The 20,114-nt window shown below is 72.6% G+C and carries 20 protein-coding genes and 1 riboswitch; of the genes, 11 read left to right on the forward strand and 9 right to left on the reverse strand.

The annotated features are described in order from the left end of the window. Positions 1–203: 203 nt before the first annotated feature. Positions 204–977 carry a haloacid dehalogenase-like hydrolase gene (locus ACZ6QQ_RS29850; RefSeq protein ID WP_465880799.1) on the reverse strand — a complete coding sequence of 258 codons (774 nt, stop codon included), beginning with the start codon at positions 975–977 and terminating at the stop codon, positions 204–206. After that, positions 974–1,270: an MTH1187 family thiamine-binding protein gene (locus tag ACZ6QQ_RS29855; protein WP_465880801.1), complete on the reverse strand. Its 297-nt coding sequence runs from the start codon at positions 1,268–1,270 to the stop codon at positions 974–976. The genes ACZ6QQ_RS29850 and ACZ6QQ_RS29855 overlap by 4 nt, the downstream gene beginning before the upstream one ends. Positions 1,271–1,632: 362 nt before the next feature. On the opposite strand from ACZ6QQ_RS29855, the gene ACZ6QQ_RS29860 reads away from it, so the two are divergent. Beyond that, positions 1,633–1,944 carry a hypothetical protein gene (locus tag ACZ6QQ_RS29860; RefSeq protein WP_465880802.1) on the forward strand — a complete coding sequence of 104 codons (312 nt, stop codon included), beginning with the start codon at positions 1,633–1,635 and terminating at the stop codon, positions 1,942–1,944. 164 nt (positions 1,945–2,108) lie between these two features. Here the strand turns inward: ACZ6QQ_RS29860 and ACZ6QQ_RS29865 are convergent, their stop codons facing one another. Together ACZ6QQ_RS29865 and ACZ6QQ_RS29870 are read right to left on the reverse strand one after the other, a co-directional pair. Then, positions 2,109–2,639: a hypothetical protein gene (locus ACZ6QQ_RS29865; protein WP_465880804.1), complete on the reverse strand. Its 531-nt coding sequence runs from the start codon at positions 2,637–2,639 to the stop codon at positions 2,109–2,111. Beyond that, positions 2,636–4,282 carry a PHP domain-containing protein gene (locus ACZ6QQ_RS29870; RefSeq protein ID WP_465880805.1) on the reverse strand — a complete coding sequence of 549 codons (1,647 nt, stop codon included), beginning with the start codon at positions 4,280–4,282 and terminating at the stop codon, positions 2,636–2,638. Before ACZ6QQ_RS29870 ends, ACZ6QQ_RS29865 begins: the two co-directional genes overlap by 4 nt. Positions 4,283–4,766: 484 nt before the next feature. On the opposite strand from ACZ6QQ_RS29870, the gene ACZ6QQ_RS29875 reads away from it, so the two are divergent. Beyond that, the gene (locus tag ACZ6QQ_RS29875; protein ID WP_465880807.1) at positions 4,767–5,294 is read left to right on the forward strand and encodes a DUF302 domain-containing protein; all 528 of its coding nucleotides are present in this window, start codon (positions 4,767–4,769) and stop codon (positions 5,292–5,294) included. 14 nt (positions 5,295–5,308) lie between these two features. Here ACZ6QQ_RS29875 and ACZ6QQ_RS29880 read toward each other — a convergent pair whose 3' ends face one another. Next, on the reverse strand, positions 5,309–5,944 hold the full coding sequence (locus ACZ6QQ_RS29880; RefSeq protein ID WP_465880809.1) for a hypothetical protein: 636 nt from the start codon (positions 5,942–5,944) through the stop codon (positions 5,309–5,311). 245 nt (positions 5,945–6,189) lie between these two features. Between ACZ6QQ_RS29880 and ACZ6QQ_RS29885 the strand changes: the two genes are divergently transcribed. The 7 genes from ACZ6QQ_RS29885 to ACZ6QQ_RS29915 all read left to right on the forward strand — a co-directional run bounded on the left by ACZ6QQ_RS29885 (position 6,190) and on the right by ACZ6QQ_RS29915 (position 13,999). Next, complete coding sequence (locus ACZ6QQ_RS29885) at positions 6,190–7,554, forward strand: efflux RND transporter periplasmic adaptor subunit (RefSeq protein WP_465880810.1); 1,365 nt, start codon at positions 6,190–6,192, stop codon at positions 7,552–7,554. 92 nt (positions 7,555–7,646) lie between these two features. Beyond that, positions 7,647–8,375 carry a response regulator transcription factor gene (locus ACZ6QQ_RS29890; protein ID WP_465880811.1) on the forward strand — a complete coding sequence of 243 codons (729 nt, stop codon included), beginning with the start codon at positions 7,647–7,649 and terminating at the stop codon, positions 8,373–8,375. Positions 8,376–8,506: 131 nt separating this feature from the next. Next, positions 8,507–10,063 carry a sensor histidine kinase gene (locus tag ACZ6QQ_RS29895; RefSeq protein ID WP_465880945.1) on the forward strand — a complete coding sequence of 519 codons (1,557 nt, stop codon included), beginning with the start codon at positions 8,507–8,509 and terminating at the stop codon, positions 10,061–10,063. Positions 10,064–10,104: 41 nt separating this feature from the next. After that, the gene (locus tag ACZ6QQ_RS29900) at positions 10,105–11,385 is read left to right on the forward strand and encodes an efflux RND transporter periplasmic adaptor subunit (RefSeq protein ID WP_465880813.1); all 1,281 of its coding nucleotides are present in this window, start codon (positions 10,105–10,107) and stop codon (positions 11,383–11,385) included. Then, positions 11,382–12,149 carry an ABC transporter ATP-binding protein gene (locus tag ACZ6QQ_RS29905; protein ID WP_465880814.1) on the forward strand — a complete coding sequence of 256 codons (768 nt, stop codon included), beginning with the start codon at positions 11,382–11,384 and terminating at the stop codon, positions 12,147–12,149. Before ACZ6QQ_RS29900 ends, ACZ6QQ_RS29905 begins: the two co-directional genes overlap by 4 nt. Then, complete coding sequence (locus ACZ6QQ_RS29910) at positions 12,146–13,360, forward strand: ABC transporter permease (RefSeq protein WP_465880815.1); 1,215 nt, start codon at positions 12,146–12,148, stop codon at positions 13,358–13,360. The genes ACZ6QQ_RS29905 and ACZ6QQ_RS29910 overlap by 4 nt, the downstream gene beginning before the upstream one ends. A 27-nt stretch (positions 13,361–13,387) precedes the next feature. Beyond that, the gene (locus tag ACZ6QQ_RS29915) at positions 13,388–13,999 is read left to right on the forward strand and encodes a hypothetical protein (RefSeq protein WP_465880816.1); all 612 of its coding nucleotides are present in this window, start codon (positions 13,388–13,390) and stop codon (positions 13,997–13,999) included. On the opposite strand, the gene ACZ6QQ_RS29920 is transcribed toward ACZ6QQ_RS29915, so the two are convergent. From ACZ6QQ_RS29920 to ACZ6QQ_RS29935, 4 genes are all read right to left on the reverse strand, one after another. Beyond that, a complete protein-coding gene (locus ACZ6QQ_RS29920; RefSeq protein WP_465880818.1) occupies positions 13,980–14,639 on the reverse strand; it encodes a GNAT family N-acetyltransferase in 660 nt (219 codons plus the stop codon). The genes ACZ6QQ_RS29915 and ACZ6QQ_RS29920 overlap by 20 nt on opposite strands. Before the next feature lie 44 nt (positions 14,640–14,683). Beyond that, positions 14,684–15,484, reverse strand: coding sequence for an energy-coupling factor transporter transmembrane component T family protein (locus ACZ6QQ_RS29925; RefSeq protein ID WP_465880819.1), 801 nt, complete (start codon positions 15,482–15,484; stop codon positions 14,684–14,686). Then, positions 15,481–17,046, reverse strand: coding sequence for an ABC transporter ATP-binding protein (locus tag ACZ6QQ_RS29930; protein WP_465880821.1), 1,566 nt, complete (start codon positions 17,044–17,046; stop codon positions 15,481–15,483). The genes ACZ6QQ_RS29925 and ACZ6QQ_RS29930 overlap by 4 nt, the downstream gene beginning before the upstream one ends. 205 nt (positions 17,047–17,251) lie before the next feature. Continuing rightward, positions 17,252–17,848: an ECF transporter S component gene (locus ACZ6QQ_RS29935; protein WP_465880822.1), complete on the reverse strand. Its 597-nt coding sequence runs from the start codon at positions 17,846–17,848 to the stop codon at positions 17,252–17,254. Positions 17,849–17,927: 79 nt separating this feature from the next. After that, a riboswitch (TPP riboswitch) is annotated at positions 17,928–18,034 on the reverse strand. 325 nt (positions 18,035–18,359) lie between these two features. On the opposite strand from ACZ6QQ_RS29935, the gene ACZ6QQ_RS29940 reads away from it, so the two are divergent. Together ACZ6QQ_RS29940 and ACZ6QQ_RS29945 are read left to right on the forward strand one after the other, a co-directional pair. Continuing rightward, positions 18,360–19,316 (forward strand): permease, encoded by a 957-nt coding sequence (locus tag ACZ6QQ_RS29940; protein WP_465880947.1) that lies wholly within the window; start codon positions 18,360–18,362, stop codon positions 19,314–19,316. Then, positions 19,316–20,092 (forward strand): TIGR03943 family putative permease subunit, encoded by a 777-nt coding sequence (locus ACZ6QQ_RS29945; protein WP_465880824.1) that lies wholly within the window; start codon positions 19,316–19,318, stop codon positions 20,090–20,092. The genes ACZ6QQ_RS29940 and ACZ6QQ_RS29945 overlap by 1 nt, the downstream gene beginning before the upstream one ends. The last annotated feature ends 22 nt before the right edge of the window (positions 20,093–20,114 follow it).

Raw genomic sequence — 20,114 nt, forward strand, 5'->3', positions numbered from 1 at the left:
CCCCCCCCCCCCCCCCCCCCCCCCCCCCCCCCCCCCCCCCCCCCCCCCCCCCCCCCCCCCCCCCCCCCCCCCCCCCCCCCCCCCCCCCCCCGCCGTCGCTCGGTCGACTCGCGACGTGGGTTGCGGTCGGAGCGGGCGGGGGGTTCGCGCTCTTGTAGAGAACGAGTGGTTATTCCTTGGGGAATAGGCACTCTTTCTCTGTATTAGGGGGCGGAATGTGAGGTGGGGGTGGGGAGGGTGGGGGTGGTGTTGGAGAGGAGGGGTATTACCTTCGCTGTGTCGGTTAGGTCGGTCAGGATGATGTGGGCGCCGGCTGCGGTCAGGGCGGCGGCGGTGGTGGTGCCGGTGGCCACGCCCACTGCGGTGACTCCGTTGGCCAGGGCGGCGGTCACGTCGTGCACGGTGTCGCCGATGACCAGGATGTCGGCGGGGGCGAAGCGGTGGCCGTACTTGGCTTCGGCCCGGTCGCGGCACTGACGGACCAGGGCCGCGCGTACGGTGTCGTGCCGCCCGTAGCCGCCGATGTCGAGGTCCAGGCCGGCGCCGAGGCCGAGGGCGGTGAGCTTGTCCTCGGCGACGGAGGGGATGTTCCCGGTCACCAGGGTCTGGATGACGTGCGGGTGGTCGCCCAACCCGGCGAGCACGGCGGCGACGCCGGGTAGCACCCGGCCCTGTTCGGTGATCAAATGCCGGCGGGCGGTGAGCGCGGCGGCGTAGCGGAGGAAGAACTCCTCCAGGTACGGCTCGTAGTCGGCCACTCCGTGCGTGGTGAACGCCTCGGCGGCCAGGTCCCGGTCGGTCCGTCCCGCCGCGTGCGGCATCCGCTGCCAGGGCACCCCGGTGAGCGTGGTGAACGCCTCCGCGTACGCGAGTCTCGCCACCCCGCCGGTCTGCACCAGGGTGCCGTCGATGTCCCACATCAGCAGCCGTGGTGCCGGCGTGATCGGATCGGTGGGTGATGGCGCCGGGTCGGTCATCCCTGCGCCAGTCGGGCCTCGATGTGCGCCACCTTCGACGTCAGCGCGTCGGTGACACCGGCCCGGATGTCCGCCTTGAGGACCAGGCTCACCCGTGGCGACTGCTCGGCGAGTACGTCGACCGCCCGCTTCACCACCGCCATCACCTCGTCCCAGTCGCCCTCGATCAGGGTGAACATGGCGTTGGTCTCGTTCGGCAGCCCGGACTCCCGGACCACCCGTACGGCCTCGGCCACCGCGTCACCCACGGACTCCCCACCGCCGAGCGGACTCACCGAAAACGCGATCAGCATGTCGTTGATGGTCGCACTGTCGTACGGTCCGGGCCACCGTGATCGGTGTCGTCGAGATAAATCGGATGCGTGGGGCGCCGGATGCGGTTAGCGTCGGTGCCATGCGTTACTGATGCCCCTGTGCACCGTGCCGGCCCGCCGCTTCTCGCCGTGGGCCCGTGCCGGGCGTCCGTGCGCTCTCCGCACCCGTCGTGATGCACCCGTCGTGATGATCCCGACCGTTGATTGTCCTCGCCGTCGGTCGTCCTGACATCCGGTCGTCGTGACCGTCGCGGAGCCGTTGTTCCGGGCGCCGCAGGCACTCCTTTCTCACCCGACCGCCTCGACACGAGCGGGGTGGAGATCTTCCGAAGGAGGCCAGAATGCCTGGTAAGCGAAACTCTCGAAGCGATCGTCAGCGCAACCGCGACGCCACGCCCGCCGCCGTACCGGCACAGCAGCCGGAACTCGACCTGACCGGAGTACCCGGATCGATCGACGTGACCGGAGTACCCGGATCGGTCGACGTGACCGGGGTGCCCGGATCGGTCGACGTGCCGGGGACCGGTGCGCCGGTGTCGCTGCCGAAGGCCGCGCCGAAGGCCGGTCCGCCGGTGCGGGGTGGGCGCTCGGGTGGTGTGGGCCGGTCGCAGGGCACCCGCCCGACCCGCCAGTACGCCTTCCGCCGGAGCTGATCGGCGGTCGCGCTGCGCAGGAAAGCGGTCGCGTTGCCACGGAAAGCGGTCGTGCTGCTGCTGGAAGCGGTCGCGTTGTAGCTGGAGGCGCAACGGGCCCCTTCCCGTCGTCGGAGTACGACGGGAAGGGGCCTTTCTCGTTGCGCCGGTGGTCGGCGCGGTTGTTAGTGGTCGGCGCAGCAGGGGGTCGGGTCGGGCATCTCGAACGGGACGAGGATGCCGCCACGGGCCGGCTGCGTGGTCAGCACCAGCTCACCGTGTTGCCACAGCGGGCGGACGAAGTCCCGGGTGTGGATCCGGGTGTCCTCCTGCGCGGGGGAGCCGCCGAGCACGGCCACCCGGTCGATCGCGCTCCAGGCCAGCAGTTCGCCGACCGTGATCGTGCCGACCAGCCGTTCGACCCCGGCGAAGTAGACCGCCCGACCGGATCGGCGGGTGGCGTGTTCGGCCGCGGCGGCCGTGGCCGCGTCCCGGAGTTCGACCGGCACCGCCGGCAACGTCGCCGACTCCATGCCCGCGCCGCTGAGGCTCAGCGCCACATGCGGGTACGGCTCCCGCATGAGGTGCGTACAGGCGGTCAGATCCGGCAGGCTGAGCGGCAGCACGACGTCGCGCAGCCACTGCTCCGCCTCCAGGTCGTTGCGGTGCCCGAGGCTGATGCCCCGGTGACCGAGGCTGACGCCCAGGTAGGTCACTTGGTCAGGACCCAGATCGGGTTGCCGTAGAACCACAGGTCGGCCCACGGGTCGGCGTCGCCGACGACGTCCATCGCCGGACCGTGCGGGTCCACTGAGGCGCCCATCAGGCCGGGGGCGGTGCGGTTGCCGTCGGTGCCCCGGACCCGCAGGTAGAACGGCTCGTTGACCTTGCCGAAGTTGTAGCTGAACGACACCCGGCCGTTGTTCTTGGCGCTGACCTCGAACGACTTGACCACCCGGGTACGCGGGGCGGTGAAGGTGTCGCCGTCGCGTACCGGACCGGTGACCGCGCCCGCGATCACGTCGACCCGGGCCAGCTTCGCCACGAACTGTGACCAGTTCGGGGTGGTCGCCAGGTCGATGTCGATGGTGACCTCGACCTGCTCGCCCCGGCGCACCCGCAGCGTGCCGCCGAGCGGGGTGCCGGAGTCGCGGTGCCGGTCACCGGCGACCCGGGCCCGTACGTCGAGGCCCTTGATCAGGCCGCCGTGGTCGACCCAGACCCGGCCGGCGCGCAGGCCGTCCATGACCGCGCGGTAGCTGTCCGAGCTGGCGCCGACGTGGGTCCGGCTGTAGAAGCCCGGCCAGTAGTCGCCGGCCGCGGTGAGCAGCGGGCCGCGTACGGGGTCGGCCTGCTTGCCGTCGCGGTCGAAGTTGCTGTCCGGGCCGCGCTGCGAGGTGTCCAGGTAGTTCACGTGCGAGTCGGAGTTCGCGCTGATCCACCAGGGCTTGCCCTCGGCGAGCAGGCTGTCCCAGAGGCCGCCGACGGTGGAGGTCATCCAGTCGAAGCCGCCCCAGGTGCGGTAGCTCTCCAGCGGGTAGCCGGGGAACGACTCGGCGCCCGGGCTGCTCTCGTAGTAGCCACGGCCACGGCCGGTGCCACCGGGGATGCCGGCGGCCTGGTGGCCGGGGGCGCCCTCCATGCCGATCGCCACGGTCGGGTCGGCGTCGCGCCAGGCCCGGATCTCGTGCGGCGAGTCGACGCCCCGGCGGGCCGGGTGGTTGGCGAGGAAGAGCGCACCGTCGACCCGACGCTTGCGGACGGCCTCGGCGAGGAACTTGACGCCGGCGATGGCGAGCGCCTCGTTGGCCGCACCCGGGCCGGAGGTGCCGGTGACCGAGCCGTCGAAGCCGTTCTCGAACTCCTTGAGGACGGCGACCTCGTTGCGTCCGGGGTGGACGAAGACGGTGCCGTGCTCGGCGGCCGGGATGTTCCACTCCATGCCCTGGAAGATCAGCAGTTCCTTGAGCTGCTCGCGGGCGGCGACGATCTCCGGGTTGACCTTGTCGACGCCGATCTTGGCGTGGGCGACGCTGCCGTGGTCGGTGATGACCATCCAGTCCAGGCCGTACGCCTGGGCGTGCCGTGCCTGGTCGATCACCCGGTACTGGGCGTCGGAGCTGTACTGGGTGTGGATGTGGTGGTCACCGGCGAGCCACTGGAAGCCGCCGGTGCGGTCCCGGTCGTCGCTCTTGTCGGATCCGTGCGCGTGCGCCAGCTCCGGGGTGGCCAGCACGGTCGCGGCGGCGGCACCGGCGCCGAGCAGGCCGGCGTTGCGCAGGAAACCGCGCCGGGACAGCTCCGACGGCGACAGCTCGCTGTCCGGTACGGCCAGGTCGAGGGCCGGCGTCAGATCCACGTTGTGCTCGTGACCGTGGTCGTGACTGTGGCCGTGGTCGTGGCCGTGATGAGAGTGATCGTGACCCATGGGTGACTCCGTTTCGCGCAGTATGTGGCGCCAATGTCGCGAAGCCTGTGGAACGGCAGGTGTCCTGATCGCGGCATGGGTGCGAACATGCGGCTTCGAGCATGTGTGCTCGGCCGCGTCCGCACTGCTCGCAGCGCTGCGTCACGCTGGGTGTATGGCGGTGCTCGCCCGGTAGGGGTGCTCCGTCCGGCCGGCGGTCGGTGCGTCGGTGGCCGGGAGCGACGGCAGCCTCCTCGCCCGGGTGACGGTGCGCGCCGGGGCAGGGTGACAAAACCGGTGTTTCCGGCGCGGTCGGTGGGCGGTCGGGCTACCGTGCGCCAGTGACGGCCGGTGCCGCGGGGCGCTCGCGGCGTGACGTCGGCGAGGTGCGCCGCACCCGGACGCCGGCCCGTCCGGAGAAAGAGGAGGTGGGGTCATGGTCGCCCGCGAGGTCGTACGGACCGACTATCCGGCGCGTCGGCTCACCATTCCGGTGGACGCGCCCTTCGACGACTTCCGGCGACGGTACGAGCAGGCCGTGCCGGTGTTCGACATCCCGACGTTCAAGGCCCTGGCCGAGCGGAAGGCGGACTGGCCGGAGTGGGTCGAGGTGACGAACCAGGTGGCCCCGCACGGTTTCCTCATCTACTGGCACATCGACGCGCAGTGGATCATGGGGGTGGCCGGGGACCAGGCCCGGTGCGCCCAGTACCTGATGGGCAACCACGTGATCGCCGAGCGGATGTTCCGGCACGACCCGACCGTCTTCCTGTACGTGCCACTCAGGGTCACCATCAGCGACGACGGCAGTACCGGCACCTGGTTCTCCCTCGACCAGCCGAGCAGCCTCGTCGGCTCGTACGGCCGCCCGGAGATCACCTCGGTCGGTGTCGAGCTCGACCACAAGGTCGCCGCGCTGCTGGAACACCTGGAGGTGGCCGTGCCGCCGGAGCTGATGTCCTGAGGTGTCGACCGGGGTCAGCCGGCCGGTGACGGGCTCGGGCTGAGCACCCGGCACGCGTCGAGGGCGGCGCTCACCTTCGGGTCGGTGGTGCTCAGGCCGGGGGCGAGCGTCACGCCGTGATCGGTCAGACAGTTCGCGTACGCGGTGTCCGGCGCGGCACCGCCACCCGGCCGACCGGCGCGGCCCTGCCCCCGACCGGGACCACCGCTGGGCAGGACGGAGGCGCACGCCTGCTGTGCCTTCTGCCAGGTCGCGTCGTCCACCCCGGACGGCCGGATTCCGGAGAAGCCGCCGCCGGGCCCCCGATAGCCGCCCGGCCAGCCGGACGCACCCGGCGACGGCTGGCCGGACGGCCGCCCGGAGGGGAAACGCGACGGCCGTCCGGACGGGAAGCCGGACGGTCGACCGGAGCCGTCCGGCCGTGGTCGCGCGGACGGCCGTCCGGTGGGCAGGCTGTCAGGCACGTCGATGCCCTGCTTCTTCAGGCAACCGACGTACGCGGCGAAGGCGTCGGATCGACCATCCGCCGCCGGTGCCGCCGCGTCCTGACCACTGGTGTCGGCACCGCCGCAGGCTGTCGCGAGGATCAGGGCCGCCGACCCCGCCGCCGCGGTCAACGTCCAGCGCGCCCACCAGCTCAACACCGCCACCGGTACCTCCCTCGGGTCGGCGCCACCGGGGCGGAGAGGGTGAGAGGGTCCCCGGGGCGCGTCCACAGGTAACCGGGACCACCTCCGGGCAAGATCGGACCAGCCTCGACGCCGGCTGGGAATCGGCGCCCGACCGGGCGACGCCGCTGGTGGCGCTGGTGCCGGCGGTGCACGCCGGGGACTCTCAGGCGATTCCGAGGTACGGCCGAGTCAGCGCCGAGCCGGGGCGATGACAATCGCCCGTCATGGGGATCGGCCTGAGGGCGTCGGGGCGTGCCGGACGCGGCCGGCGGGTGTGGTGGTTGACCGGTGGCGTGGCCGTCGTGCTCGTACTGTCCGGCTCGGTGGCGGCGTACGCGTTGACCGGCGACGATGCCGAGCCGTCCCGCCCGGCGGCGACCGCCCGGGTGGATCGTGGTGACGTCACGCTCGCCATCGCCACCACCGGCGCCCTGCGCCCGGCGCAGACCCGCAGCCTCGGATTCAGCGGCACCGGTACGGTCACCGCCGTCAAGGTACGGGCGGGCGACCAGGTGACCGCCGGTCAGTTGCTGGCGCAACTCGATCCGGCCGACGCGCAGCAGCGGGTCGACTCGGCCCGGAGCGCGTTGACCGAGGCGCGGACGGCGCTCGACGCCGCCGAGCAACGCCAGGCCACGCCGCCCCCGCCCACCGCATGCGACGCCGGCACCGGTGGGGGCGGCGGGACGCCGATGCCGAGCGGGTCGGTTGCGCCGAGCGGGTCTGCCCGTACCGGCTCGCCGAGCCCGTCCGGTGCGTCCGGCGGTTCGGCGACGCCCGTCCCGTCGGCCACGAGCGGGCCGGCGGGACGGCCGGGGGTGGCCGGGACCGGGCAACCGGCCGCCGGTGGGGCGGGCCGGCCGGCGGGCGGTGCGGGGGAGTGCGACGGTCGGAGCGGGGTCGGGTCGGCCGGCGGCCCGGATCCCGTACTCCGGGCCCAGCAGCAGGTGACCGCCGCCCAACTGAACCTGGACACCGCGTCGGACCTGCTTACCGGCACCAGGATCACCGCGCCGATCGCCGGGAAGGTGCTCTCCGTCGCTGGCGGGGTCGGTGCGGTCGTGGGCGGCGGCAGCACCTTCGTCACCCTCGGCGACGTGGCCGGGATGGAGGTCGAGGCGAGCTTCCCGGAGGCGGACGCCGGGCGTCTGGCCGTCGGCCTGGTCGCCACCGTGACCCTGGCGAACCGGCCCGGCGAGGAGTTCCCGGCGCACGTGACCCAGGTCGACCCGGTTGGTACCCCGAGCGGGCAACTCGTCCGATACGGTGCTCTGCTCGCCTTCGACCGGGTGCCCGCCGACGCGCTGGTCGGGCAGACCGCGAACGCACAGGTCACGGTTGAGTCGGTGCCGGCCGTGCTGCGGGTGCCCGCGACCGCGGTCCACCCGACCGTCGACCCGCCGGCCAGCGGACCGGACGCCGTGCCGGGCGGCCCGGCGGGCACGACAACCGCAACCGCGCAGGTGCTGGTCCGAACCCCGGCCGGCGGCACCGAACCCCGCCAGGTCACCGTCGGCGTACGGGGGGACCGGTACGTCGAGGTTGTCGGTGGCCTCGCCGAAGGGGACGAGGTCGTCCTCGACTGGTGATCCTCCCCAGCACTTCCTTACCCGGCTCCCAGGTCGTTCCCAGCGGACTGGGCTAGAGATGACCCGGACTTCGAGGTGGAGGAGGTCGACGGGTGCGCCCATCGGCAGGAGAGTCGACCCGGCGGTCGACCAGGGTGCTCGTCGTGGACGACGAGCCGAACATCTGCGCGTTGCTCTCGGCGACCCTGCGGCTGATCGACTTCGAGGTGCGGATCGCGTACGGCGGGCACGAGGCGCTCGCCGCCGCCGCCGAGTTCGAGCCGGACCTGGTGGTACTCGACGTGATGATGCCGGACCTGGACGGCTTCCAGGTGGCGCGGCAACTGCGTACGGCGACCGACGGCCGGGGCGTACCCGTGCTCTTCCTGACCGCGCGCGACGCGGTGGAGGACCGGATCTCCGGGCTGACCGTCGGCGCGGACGACTACGTCACCAAGCCGTTCAGCCTGGAGGAGGTGGTGCTGCGGATCCGGGCGATCCTGCGGCGCACCCGGGTCGAGCCCGAGCCGGGTGTGATCCAGTACGCCGATCTGGAGCTGAACGAGGACGCGCACGAGGTACGCCGCGCCGGCCGGCTGGTCGACCTGTCGCCGACCGAGTTCAACCTGCTGCGCTACCTGATGGTCAACGCCGGTCGGGTGGTCAGCAAGGCGCAGATCCTCGACCGGGTCTGGAGTTACGACTTCGGCGGCGACGGCCGGATCGTCGAGTCGTACGTCTACTACCTGCGGAAGAAGATCGACCGCTGGGATCCGCCACTGATCCAGACGGTACGGGGCGTCGGGTATGCGCTCCGGCTGCCTCGACCGGCCGGCGAGTGACCAGCCGACCCGGCCAGCCCGGCGGCACCGCCCCACCCGGTCGGGCCGCCCCATCCGGCTGGCCGCCCCCGCCACCGCCCGACTGGACGGCGGCACCCCCGGTCGGGCGGTGGCGGCGGCGACTGGCCCGGATACGTCGGTGGAGCCACTGGACGCTGCGCGCCCGGCTGGTGGTGGTGATCGCCGTACTGACCGCGATCGCGCTGGTCGTGGCGAACGCCGCCGGGCTGGTGCTGCTCCGGTCGTACCTCACCGACCGGGTGGACGAGCAGTTGGAGCGGTCGATCCGCCCGTACGCCGCGGGTCTGGTGCCCGAACTCGGATCGGCGCCGACCCGCGCCGGCCGGTCCACCCCGGCCGGCGGACCCGGCCAGGCGGTGGTGATCTACGACGGGAACGGTCGGGTGCTGGTCGCCGTCCTCTCCCACGAGGAACTCTCCCCGCCGGAGCTGACCGGCTTCGCCGACCTGGCCGAACGCGCCGGCAGCGGTGGGCCGTTCACCGTCGACGCGACGGACGGTGGCAGCACCTGGCGGGTGCTGTCGGCACCGACCGCCAGCGGTGGGCTGGCGGTGGTGGCGGTGTCGCTGCGGGACGTCGACGCCACCGCCGACGGGTTGCTGCTGATCGACGCGGCGGTGATGCTGCTGGTCCTGCTCGTGCTCGGGCTGGTCGCCGCGTTGGTGGTACGGATCGGGTTGCGTCCGCTGACCCGAATGGAACGCATCTCCAGTGAGATCACCGCCGGTAACCTGGCCCGGCGGGTGGAGGACGCCGACCCGCACACCGAGCCGGGGCGGCTGGGCATCGCGCTCAACGTCATGCTCGACCGGATCGGCGCCGAGATGGCCGCCCGTACCGCCTCCGAGCAGCGGCTACGGCAGTTCGTCGCGGACGCCTCGCACGAGTTGCGTACGCCGCTCACCTCGATCCGCGGCTTCGCCGAGCTGTACCGGCGCGGCGGGGCGCCACCCGGACCGGCGCTGGACGAGACGATGAGCCGGATCGAGGGCGAGGCGGCCCGGATGGGCCTGCTCGTCGAGGACCTGCTGCATCTGGCTCGGCTGGACCTGCGTCGGCCGATGAACCGGGCCCCGGTGGATTTGCTGGCGATCGCCGCCGACACGATCCGGGACGCGTACGCCCGCCGGCCCGACCGGCCGGTCCGGCTGGTCCCGTTTGCCCCCGTCGGCGCGGACGCTCCCGGTACCGGTGTCGACGGCCCCGGTGCGGGCACCGTCGGTGGTGCTCTGGAGCCGGTCACGGTGCTCGGCGACGAGCACCAGCTGCGTCAGGTGGCGACGAACCTGGTCACGAACGCGTTGCAGCACACCCCGCCGGACACGGAGATCACCGTACGGGTGGGGCGCTGGTCCACCGCCGGCCCGGCCTACCCCGGAGTGCAGGCCGAGTACGCGGTGCTGGAGGTCGCCGACACCGGTCCCGGCATCCCGCCCGAGCACGCCGACCGGATCTTCGAGCGGCTCTACCGGGTCGACCAGAGCCGCACCCGCAGTCCCGGTGTCGGGTCCGGGCTCGGTCTGTCCATCGTGGCCGCGATCGTGCAGGGTCACGGTGGCCGGGTCGACCTGGTCGGCACGGGCGGGCCCGGCGCGACGTTCCGGGTGCTGCTGCCGACCGTGCCCGGCCCCGTCTCGGCCGACGCTTCTCAGGATGCTCCGAGCTGACGCCGGGGCTGTTCCGAGCCGGGTGATCCAGGCTGGCTCGCATGCCGGTGCGACGTCTGGTCCCGCTACGCCGCCCGTCGGTGCTCGTCAACGCCGTACTCGGCCTGGCGATCCTCGGCGGCGGGGTCTGGGTCTACGCCTCCTTCGTCAGGCCCGAGTCCAGTGCGGCGGCGACCGGCGCCACGACCCGTACGCTCCCGGTCGGGCAGGGCACCGTGACCGCCACCGTCTCCGCGGCCGGCACGCTGCGCAGCGCCGCCACCGCGGGTGCCACCTTCGGCACCGGCGGTACGGTCAGCGAGATCCGGGTCAAGGTCGGTGACCTCGTCACCAAGGGCGCGGTGCTGGCGAAGGTCGACCCGACCGCCGCGAACCGGCAGCTCACCGCCGCGCGGGCGAACCTGAGCGCGGCGCAGGCGGCCCGCGACCGCGCCGAGGCGGCCGGTGCCGACACCACCGACGCCCAGAGCCAGGTCACCACCGCCCAGTTGGCCGTCGACACCGCCCTGGACGCGGTCGACGGCACGGTGCTCAAGGCGCCGATGGCCGGGACCGTGGTCGCCGTCAACGGCAGCGTCGGCGGTTCCACCGGCGGCTCCGGCTCCACCGGCTCCGGGCCGAGCGGCGCCGGATCGAGCGGTTCCGGCTCATCCGGCGGTTCGTCGAACGGCTCCGTCGGCGCAGGCTCGTCCGGGGGAGCGTCGTCCGGCAACGCCTCGGCCGGTACGGCGAACGGTAGCTCGAACGGCGGTTTCGTCGAGCTCGCGGACCTGGGCAAACTGGAGGTGTCCGCCTCGGTGGCCGAGGCCGACGCGACCAAACTCAAGGTCGGCCAGGTGGCCACGATCGCCTGGAACGCCCTCGCCGGTGCCACCGCGACCGGCACGCTCACCTCGATCGACCCGAACGCCAGCACCAGCAACAACGTGGTCACCTACGGTGTGGTGTTCGGGGTGGGCCAGCTCCCGCCGGGCGCCCGCCCCGGCCAGACCGTCCAGACGACGGTGACGGTCGGCCAGGTGCAGGACGCGATCTACGTCAACTCGGCGGCGCTCACCACCGTCGGCAACCGGCACACCGTCACGGTGCTGGAGAACGGGCAGCCGGTGACCCGCCCGGTCGAGGTCGGGCTGACCGGCGACCAGACCGTACAGGTCACCTCCGGCCTGCGGGTCGGTGAGCTGGTCGTGGTCCGGACGTCCGCTCCCGGGACCGGCACGACCGGTGGCGGCCGACCGGGCGGTGGACTCACCGGTGGCGGCGGTTTCACCGGTGGCGGCGGCTTTCCCCGGGGCGCCGGGGCGGCGCGGGGTGGGCGATGAGCGCGCCCGGCCGCGTGGTGCTCGACGTCCGCCGGCTGACCAAGAGGTACGGCGAGGGCGAGGCGACCGTGCACGCGCTGCGCGGGGTGTCACTCGCCGTCGGAGCCGGTGACTACCTCGCCATCATGGGCTCGTCGGGTTCGGGCAAGTCGACGCTGATGAACATCCTCGGCTGCCTGGACGTGCCCACCACCGGGCAGTACCTGCTGGACGGGGTGGACGTCAGCCGGCTGGACGACCGGCAACTCGCCCTGGTCCGCAACCGGCGGATCGGGTTCGTCTTCCAGGCGTTCAACCTGATCGCGCGGACCAGCGCGGTGGCCAACGTGGAACTGCCGTTGGCGTACGCCGGGGTCCGGGCGAACGAGCGGCGGCGCCGGGCGCTCGCCGCGCTCGACCTGGTGGGGCTGGCCGACCGGGCCGGACACGAGCCGAACCAGCTCTCCGGCGGGCAGCAGCAGCGGGTGGCGGTGGCCCGTGCGCTGGTCACCGAGCCGGCGCTGATCCTGGCCGACGAGCCGACCGGCAACCTGGACAGCCGGTCGACGTCGGACGTACTGGCCATTTTCGACCGGTTGAACGCGGCCGGTCGCACCATCGTCATGATCACCCACGAGTCGGAGGTGGGCGACCGGGCCAAGCGGCTGATCCGGCTCTTCGACGGGGAGATCGCCAGCGACCAGCGCCAGGACGGTCGAACGGGTGCCCGGTCCGGTGCCGGCGGCTCCGAGCCGGCGACGGTACGACTGGAGCCGATCCGGTGAGCTTCTTCGAGATCCTGCGCTTCGCCGTACGCGGGGTCACCGCCAACAAGCTCCGCTCGGCGCTGACCATGCTCGGGGTCCTGATCGGGGTCGGGGCGGTGATCCTGCTGGTCGCCGTCGGCAACGGCTCGGCGAGACAGATCACCGACCGGATCGCCGCGTTGGGCAGCAACACCCTCACCGTGCAGAGCACCGCGCGCGGCGGCAGCGGCAGCGACGCGATCACCGTACCGACGGCGTTGGCGCTGAAGGATCCGGTCCTGGCGCCGGACGTCCGGTCGGTCTCGCCGGTGGTGAACGCGTCGGCGACCATCACGTACCAGGGGACCGACCACGAGGTGGCGCAGTTCGTCGGCACGTACCCGAGTTATCTCGGGGCGTCGAACACCTCGGTGGCGACCGGCGCCGCGTTCAGCGACTCCGATCTCGCCCAGGGCCGGCGGGTGGTGCTGATCGGGCAGACCGTGGCCACCGAGCTGTTCCCCGGCACCGATCCGCTCGGCGCGCAGGTGACCGTCGGCGGTGCGCTCTACACGGTGGTCGGCGTACTGGCGGAGAAGGGTTCCGCGACCGGGTTCCAGGATGCCAACGACGTGGCGATCGCGCCGCTGACCGCGGTGCAGCAGACCCTGACCGGCTACGGCCCGGTCAACTCCGTGCTGGTCGAGGCGACCGGACCGGACCGGGTGGACGACGCCCAGGCGCAGGTCGCCACCATTCTCGACCAGCGACTCAAGGTCACCCCGGCCGCCGGCGGGCGGGCGCAGAGCGCGCCGTACCGGATCCAGAACGCGGCCCAACTGCTCCAGACCCAGACCGAGACCGCCGACACCTTCACCGTCCTGCTCGGCGCGGTGGCCGGGATCAGCCTGCTGGTCGGCGGGATCGGCATCACCAACATCATGCTGGTCACGGTGACCGAGCGGACCCGCGAGATCGGCATCCGCAAGGCGCTCGGTGCGCCCCGCCGGGTGATTCTGACCCAGTTCCTGGCCGAGGCGACCATGCTCAGCCTGGTCGGCGGGGGACTGGGCGTGCTGGCGGCCCTGGTCGGCAGTCACTTCACCATCGTCGGCGTCAAGCCGGTGGTGGTGCCCGGTTCGATTGCCCTGGCGCTGGGCGTCTCGGTCGCGATCGGGCTCTTCTTCGGCAGCGTACCGGCCAGCCGCGCCGCCGGTCTGCGGCCCATCGACGCCCTCCGCTACGAGTGAGCCACGAGTGATTCCGGGGAAGCAACCATGAGCAGAGCAGTGCGGTGGGGTCGCCGGTCGCCGGCCGTACCCGGGGCTCACCGGGACGTCCCGACGGACACCCCGCCGGCCCGACCGGAGTCCGACGACAACCTCGCCGACGAACTGGCCGCCGTGGCGGGGCGCCGGTGGTGGAACCGGGCGACCCTCTACCTCGCTGCGGCGGTGCTGCTGGTCGGCGGTTTTGCCGGTGGGGTCCAGGTGCAGAAGTCGTACGGCGATCCGGCCGGCACCGGTCCGGCGGCGGCGACCGGTCGGGGTGCCCAGCGCGGCGCGGGCGGTTTCGCCGGCTTCCCCGGCGGCGCAGGCCGGCCCGGCGGCACCACCACCACCGGTACGGGCACCGGCAGTGGCGTCGACGGCAGTGGTGGTACGGCCGGGAGCACCACCGGCACAGTGAAACTGGTCGACGGCAGCACCGTCTACCTCCAGACCGCCGACGGCACAGTGATCACCGTGCGGACCGGCACCGACACCGCGGTGGCGATCGCGCGATCCGGTTCGCTCAAGGATCTGAAGGCCGGTGACACCGTCACCGTCGACGGACCCAACTCCGCCGGTACGGTCACCGCGACCAGGGTCACCGCGCAGGCGAAGTGACCCGTTCCGCCGCCCCGGCGTCGAGCCGCGTGCGGTGCCGGGTGTGCAGGTGGCCGTCGTTGGGGAAGGGTGGTCGGGCCGGCAGGACCTGCTCGAAGCGGTAGCCGGCCTTCTCCGCCACCCGGCACGAGGCGGAATTGTCCACCTGGTGGAGCAGGTCGAGGCGGCTCAGGCCGGACGACGCGAACGTGTCGAAGGCCCAGCCGGTCAACGCTTCCAGGGCGAGCGGGGCGATTCCCCGACCACGCGCGTGCACCGCCGTCCAGTAGCCGACCTCGGCGGAACCCGATCCCGGCTCGGCCGTCTTCAGCACCACGTTGCCCAGCACCCCACCCTCGCCAGCAACCCGCCGATTCTCCACCGCCCCGTCATCCAGAGACCGGTCTTCCGGGGATCGGCCTGCCAACGGCTCGTCCTCCAGGATGGCGAAGCTGTGCCGTCGGCCGCTCTGCCAGCCCTCGGCCTGTAGCGCCAGCCAGTGCATCGCCTCCTCGGCGTCCGACACCGGCATCCGGGTCCACCGGCGCAGGACCGGATCGCGGTACGCCTCGACCAACCCCTCGACGTCACCATCGATCCAGGGCCGGAGCAGCAGCGCGGGCGTGGTCGGGGTGGCCGGTACCCGTAGGGCGACGGTCATCGGCATCCTTCCGGGGACGGCGGTACCGGCGGTGCCGGTGATGATCAGCCGAGCAGTGGTTGGAAGGTACCGAGCAGGATGCTGACCGTCAGCGCCGCCCCGGCGAGTACGGCGGCACCCAGGACCAACGCGGTGTCGGCCAGCGTGAACCGCTGCCGCCGGGCGACCGTACGCGGGGTGCCGGCGTCGAAGCCGCGGGCGTCCATCGCGGTGGCCAACCGGGTGCCCCGCCGGATCGCCCCGACGAGCAGGGCGAACGCGGTGGCGGCGAAGAGCCGTAGCCGTGCGACCGGGTTGCGCCCGGCGTCCACGCCCCGGGCCCGGCGGGCCATGCCCAGCAGATGCCACTCGGCGGCGAGCAGCGGCAGCATCCGGAACGCGGCCAGCGCGCCGAGGGCGAACCGTGGCGGTGCCTTGGCGTTCTGGATCAGCGCGTCGGCCAGGTCGGTCGGGTCGGTGGTGGCGAACACCAGGATGCCGGGCAGTGCCACCGCGATCAGGCGCAACGCGAGCCCCAGGGCGGTACTGAGGACCCCGGTGGTGACCGTGATCGGACCGGCGTCGAGCAGCACGGCTCCGGTACGGTCGGCGGCGAACAGCACCATGGTGATCACGATGCCCACCGCGCTGAGCAGCAGCGGCCAGGCCCGGCGGGCCAGTGTGGTGTAGCCGATGCCGAACAGTGGCAGCACGGCCAGTTCGATCGCGATGGCGACGGCGGGTGCGACCGGGTCGATCGTCGCGACCAGCGTGAACGAGAAGATCAGCGCGGCGGCGAGTTTGGCGACCGGGTTGCGCCGGGCCAGTGGCGCGGTTGTCCTCCCGACCGCCCCGGTGATGATCACGCCCACCCTCCCCGCCCCGACCCGGCACCGCTCGGCTTCCCGGTACCGGTTGGATTCCCGGCATCGGTTGGCTTCCCGGCACCGCTCGGATCCCCGGCACCGCTCGGGCCACCGGCGGTGGTCGGTTTCCCGGCGGCGGGGAGGGTGCCCCGGCCGGGCAGGGTCACCGTCCGGTCGGCGATCGCGGTCACGAAGTCGGCGTCGTGGGTGACGGTGACAACGCCGTGGCCGGCGTCGCGCAGCTCGGCGAGGAGGTCGACCAGCTCGATCCAGGTACGCCGGTCCTGCCCGAAGGTCGGTTCGTCCAGTACCAGCAGCCGGGGCGCGGTGGCCAGGGCGGTCGCCACACTCAGTCGCCGCGCCTCACCACCGGAGAGGGTGTACGGGTTCGCCCCGGCGAGCCGGTCCAGTCTCAGCCTGTTCAGCAGATCGTCCACTGTGGAGCGTACGGCGGCTTCCGGGTGGCCGGTCCGGCGTGGCCCGAGGGCCAGTTCGTCGAAGACCGTACCGGTGAGGAACTGGTGTTCCGGGTCCTGGAAGACCGAGCCGATCCGGCGTACCAGCGCGGTGGCCCGCCAGCGGTGCGGTGGCGTACGGGCGTCGGCTCCGGCCAGGGCGGGACCGGCGGTCAGTCGACCCGTACCCGGTTTCATCAGTCCGCCGAGTTGCAGCGCCAGGGTGGTCTTGCCGGCCCCGTTCGGGCCGAGTACGGCAACCGCCTCACCGGCCCGTACGGTCAGATCGGTCGGGGCCAGCCGGGGCGGCAGGCCGAGCCGGTCGGCGGTGAGCAACATGTCCCCGGCGGCGGTGGTCGCCGGTCGGGCGTGCACGGAACGGCCGGGCACCCAGACCCCGGCGTCGGCGAGGTGGTCACCGTGCGCGGCGAAGACCTCGTCCGGGGTGCCGTCGGCGCGGATGCCGCCGCCCGGTTCCAGCACCACCACCCGGTCGACCAGCGGCAGCGCCTCGGCGACCCGGTGCTCGACCAGGATCAGGGTGGTGTCCCGGTCGACGGCCGCGCCGATCGCGGACCGGACCAGGGCGGCACCGGCCGGGTCGAGGTTGGCGGTGGGTTCGTCGAGCAGGAGCAGTCCGGGCCGGAGCGCGAGTACGCCGGCCAGGGCGAGTCGTTGCTGCTCGCCGCCGGAGAGGGCGGCGGTGGACCGGTCCCGCCCGTAGGGGAAGCCGACCCGGTCCAGTGCCTCGTCGACCCGGCCCCAGATCTCGCCGGCCGCCACCCCCCGGTTCTCCAGCCCGAACGCCACGTCGTCGCCGGCCCGCGCCATGACGAGCTGACTTTCCGGGTCCTGGAAGAGGATTCCGACCCGCTCCCGTGCCGTACGCGGATCGACCCCGTCGACCTCGATCAGCCCCGCCTGTTCGCCGGAGTCCTCGGCGAGCAGCCCGGCGAGCGCGGCCAGCAGCGTGCTCTTACCCGCCCCCGAGGCCCCGAGCAACAACACCCGCTCCCCACGCCCGACCCGCAGATCGAGCCCGCGCACCGCCCACCGCTTCCGCCCCGCATGCCGCCACCCAAACCCCCGCAACTCAACCCCACCCACCCCTGCCCCCTCCCTCCCACCCCCACCCACCCCACCCACCCCACCCACCCCACCCACCCACCCACCCCCACCCACGCCGTTGATCATGAAGTTAGTGCGCCAGATGAAGATCGAAACTTGCGCTAACTTCATGATCAACGGCGTTGGCCCGGGCGGTGCCCGGTGCCCGGTGCCCGGTGCCCGGTGCCCGGGGTGGGGGTGGGGGTTAGATGGGGGTGCGGGTGCGGGTGCGGCCGGCGGGGAAGCGGTCCAGGGCGCCGGTGTTGGCGAGGGCGCGGGTGAGCGACCAGGCGCCGATGCCGGCGAGCAGGGTGGCGCTCACGATGGTGACCAGGCCGTACGGGATCCGGTAGGACCAGAGGTCGTAGGCGCCGTTCCAGACGAAGAAGTCGAACAGGGCGGCGCTCAGTCCGGTCAACGCGCCCGCGAGCAACGCCGCCGGGAGCTTGAAGGAGCGGTACCGCAGGGCGGCGAAGGCCAACTCGGCGCCGAGTCCCTGGACCAGTCCCTGCGGGATGACGGTGCCGCTCCACTGGGTGCCGAGCAGCGCCGAGACGATCGCGGCCACCGCCTCGGTGTAGAGCGCGGCTCCGGGCTTGCGGATGATCAGACCACCGAGCACCGCCGGCATCAGCCAGATGCCGTAGAGGATCGCCTGTGCCGGCGGGAAGAAGGCGAAGGCCGCCTCGGTCGCGCTCCAGACGTAGTTCCAGGCCCAGAAGACGACCCCGAACGCGACCGCGATGACCGACGCGATGACCACGTCGACCGTACGCCAGCGGTTGTTGGCGGAACCTTCCATGGTGTTGCCTCCCAGTTCTCGAAGTGAACCAGGAGAAGTCGCACGCCTCGGCCCGGCCTGATGCCGGACTCCGGCGTGGGCCGGAGCATGACCGAACTCCCTGCGCTGGCATTACCCAGATCAGGTTCGAGGGTCTGCGGATGTCATCCCGCACTCTCAGCGCTGTGCGCTCCCCTGTCGGATGTGAAGTTGTTTCGGCGACGCTAGCACCGACCGGCGGCGCGGCACAGTGCCGTATCGATCGGGTGTGGTGGTCGACACCGGTACTCGGGTTAGGGTGAGCTGCCACCGGACCCGGCCGAGCGAGGAGAGCAGAGAAGCCGTGACCGCCTCCGACCGCGCGACCGAGCGCCGCGCCGGCTCCGGCGACGAGATCGACTGGACGATCCCGCCCGTCACCGGCGGTGACCCGGTGGATCCGCGCCAGCACGGTTCGCCCACCGGTCCCGGCCGTGGCTCCACCACCCCCGGCGGTACGCCCAAGGCCGGCGACCACCCGCCGCGACGGCGCCTGTTCGGTGACCGGATCGGTTCGGTCGAGGTGCTCGCCGTACTGCTCATCCTGCTGGTCGTCTTCCGGGGCCCGGTCGCCGAGGCGATCTCCAGCCCCCGGTTGCAGACCTGGACCACGGTCTTCGTCTCGGTGATGGTGCAGGCGGTGCCGTTCCTGGTTTTCGGTGTCGTCCTCAGCGCGGTGATCGCGGTGTTCGTGCCGCGTTCGTTCTGGGCGAAGGCGTTGCCGAAACATCCGGCGCTGGCCGTGCCGGTGGCGAGCTGTGCCGGGGTGATCCTGCCCGGTTGCGAGTGCGGGGCGGTGCCGATCGCCGGGTCGCTGATCCGCCGGGGGGTCACCCCGGCCGCCGCGCTGGCGTTCCTGCTCGCCGCCCCGGCGATCAACCCGATCGTGCTCACCGCCACCGCGGTCGCCTTCCCGCAGAATCCGGAGATGGTGGTCGGCCGGGGTGTGGCGAGCCTGATCGTCGCCATGGTGATGGGCTGGCTCTGGCTGCGGCTGGGGCGGGCCGACTGGATCCGGCTGCCGCACCGCCCCGATCTCGACGGGGTGTCGAAGGGGCGCGCGTTCTGGGCGGCCGTACGGCACGACGTGGTGCACGCGGGCGGGTTCCTGGTGCTCGGTGCGATGGCGGCGGCCTGCATCAACGTGCTGGTTCCGGAGCGCTGGTTGCAGACCCTGGCCGACAATCCGATCCTGTCGGTGCTGGCGCTGGCGATCCTCGCGGTGCTGCTGTCGATCTGCTCGGAGGCGGACGCGTTCGTCGCCGCCTCGCTGTCGCAGTTCTCGCTGACGTCCCGGCTGGTGTTCCTGGTCGTCGGGCCGATGGTCGACCTCAAGCTGATCTCGATGCAGGCCGGTGTCTTCGGGCGGCGGTTCGCGTTCCGGTTCGCCCCGGCGACGTTCGCGATCGCCGTGCTGGTGGCGGTGGGAGTGGGAGCGGTGGTGCTCTGATGAACCGGCAGGCGCAGGCGGTCGTGTTGTTGCTGCTCGGCGGGGCGGTGCTCAAGGCCAGTTTCACCGACATGTACCTGCGGTACGTCAAGGAGGGGCTGCAACCCTTCCTGATCGGGTCCGCGCTCCTGCTGATCGCCGTCGCGGTGATGACCCTGGTGTACGACCTGCGCCCGGCCCGCCGCAGGGTCGGCGCGGGGGCGGGTGCCGGTCCGGGGGAGCCGGCCGACGAGGACCACGAGCACGGCCACGACCACGGGCACGGCGGCAAGGGCCACCACGAGCCGAGGGTCGGTTGGCTGCTCATCCTGCCGGTGCTCGGCCTGCTGCTGGTCGCCCCGCCGGCCCTGGGCTCGTACGCGGCCGGCCAGGCCGGGACCGCGCTCGGCAGTCAGCCGATGTCGGACTATCCGCCGTTGCCCGAGGGGGACCCGGTCCGGCTGGCGGTGCTCGACTACGCGTCCCGGGCCATCTTCGACAAGGGTGTGTCGCTCGGTGACCGGCGGGTGCAGCTCACCGGTTTCGTCGCCACCGGCGCCGACGGCGAACCGATCCTGGCCCGCATGATCCTGTCCTGCTGCGCGGCCGACGGTCGGCCGATCAAGCTCGGGCTGACCGGCGACCCGCCGACCGGCCTGCCTCCGGACACCTGGGTCGACGTGGTCGGCCGCTACTCCGACCGGATCGGCAAGGACCCGGTCAACGACGAGGACATCCCGTACCTGGAGGTGGAGTCGTGGCATCAGGTCGAGCCACCGAAGCAGCCGTACGAGTGAACCGGGCCGGTCGGATCCGCTG

It is taken from the genome of Micromonospora sp. NPDC049529 (assembly GCF_055586685.1).

What these genes read in the sequence shown, in the direction of transcription:
- ACZ6QQ_RS29855 (WP_465880801.1), bottom strand. Translation starts at nt 1,270, where the DNA reads ATGCTGATCGCGTTTTCGGTGAGTCCGCTCGGCGGTGGGGAGTCCGTG.
- ACZ6QQ_RS29885 (WP_465880810.1), top strand. Translation starts at nt 6,190, where the DNA reads ATGGGGATCGGCCTGAGGGCGTCGGGGCGTGCCGGACGCGGCCGGCGG.
- ACZ6QQ_RS29915 (WP_465880816.1), top strand. Translation starts at nt 13,388, where the DNA reads ATGAGCAGAGCAGTGCGGTGGGGTCGCCGGTCGCCGGCCGTACCCGGG.
- ACZ6QQ_RS29860 (WP_465880802.1), top strand. Translation starts at nt 1,633, where the DNA reads ATGCCTGGTAAGCGAAACTCTCGAAGCGATCGTCAGCGCAACCGCGAC.
- ACZ6QQ_RS29850 (WP_465880799.1), bottom strand. Translation starts at nt 977, where the DNA reads ATGACCGACCCGGCGCCATCACCCACCGATCCGATCACGCCGGCACCA.
- ACZ6QQ_RS29900 (WP_465880813.1), top strand. Translation starts at nt 10,105, where the DNA reads ATGCCGGTGCGACGTCTGGTCCCGCTACGCCGCCCGTCGGTGCTCGTC.
- ACZ6QQ_RS29875 (WP_465880807.1), top strand. Translation starts at nt 4,767, where the DNA reads ATGGTCGCCCGCGAGGTCGTACGGACCGACTATCCGGCGCGTCGGCTC.
- ACZ6QQ_RS29905 (WP_465880814.1), top strand. Translation starts at nt 11,382, where the DNA reads ATGAGCGCGCCCGGCCGCGTGGTGCTCGACGTCCGCCGGCTGACCAAG.
- ACZ6QQ_RS29945 (WP_465880824.1), top strand. Translation starts at nt 19,316, where the DNA reads ATGAACCGGCAGGCGCAGGCGGTCGTGTTGTTGCTGCTCGGCGGGGCG.
- ACZ6QQ_RS29920 (WP_465880818.1), bottom strand. Translation starts at nt 14,639, where the DNA reads ATGACCGTCGCCCTACGGGTACCGGCCACCCCGACCACGCCCGCGCTG.
- ACZ6QQ_RS29935 (WP_465880822.1), bottom strand. Translation starts at nt 17,848, where the DNA reads ATGGAAGGTTCCGCCAACAACCGCTGGCGTACGGTCGACGTGGTCATC.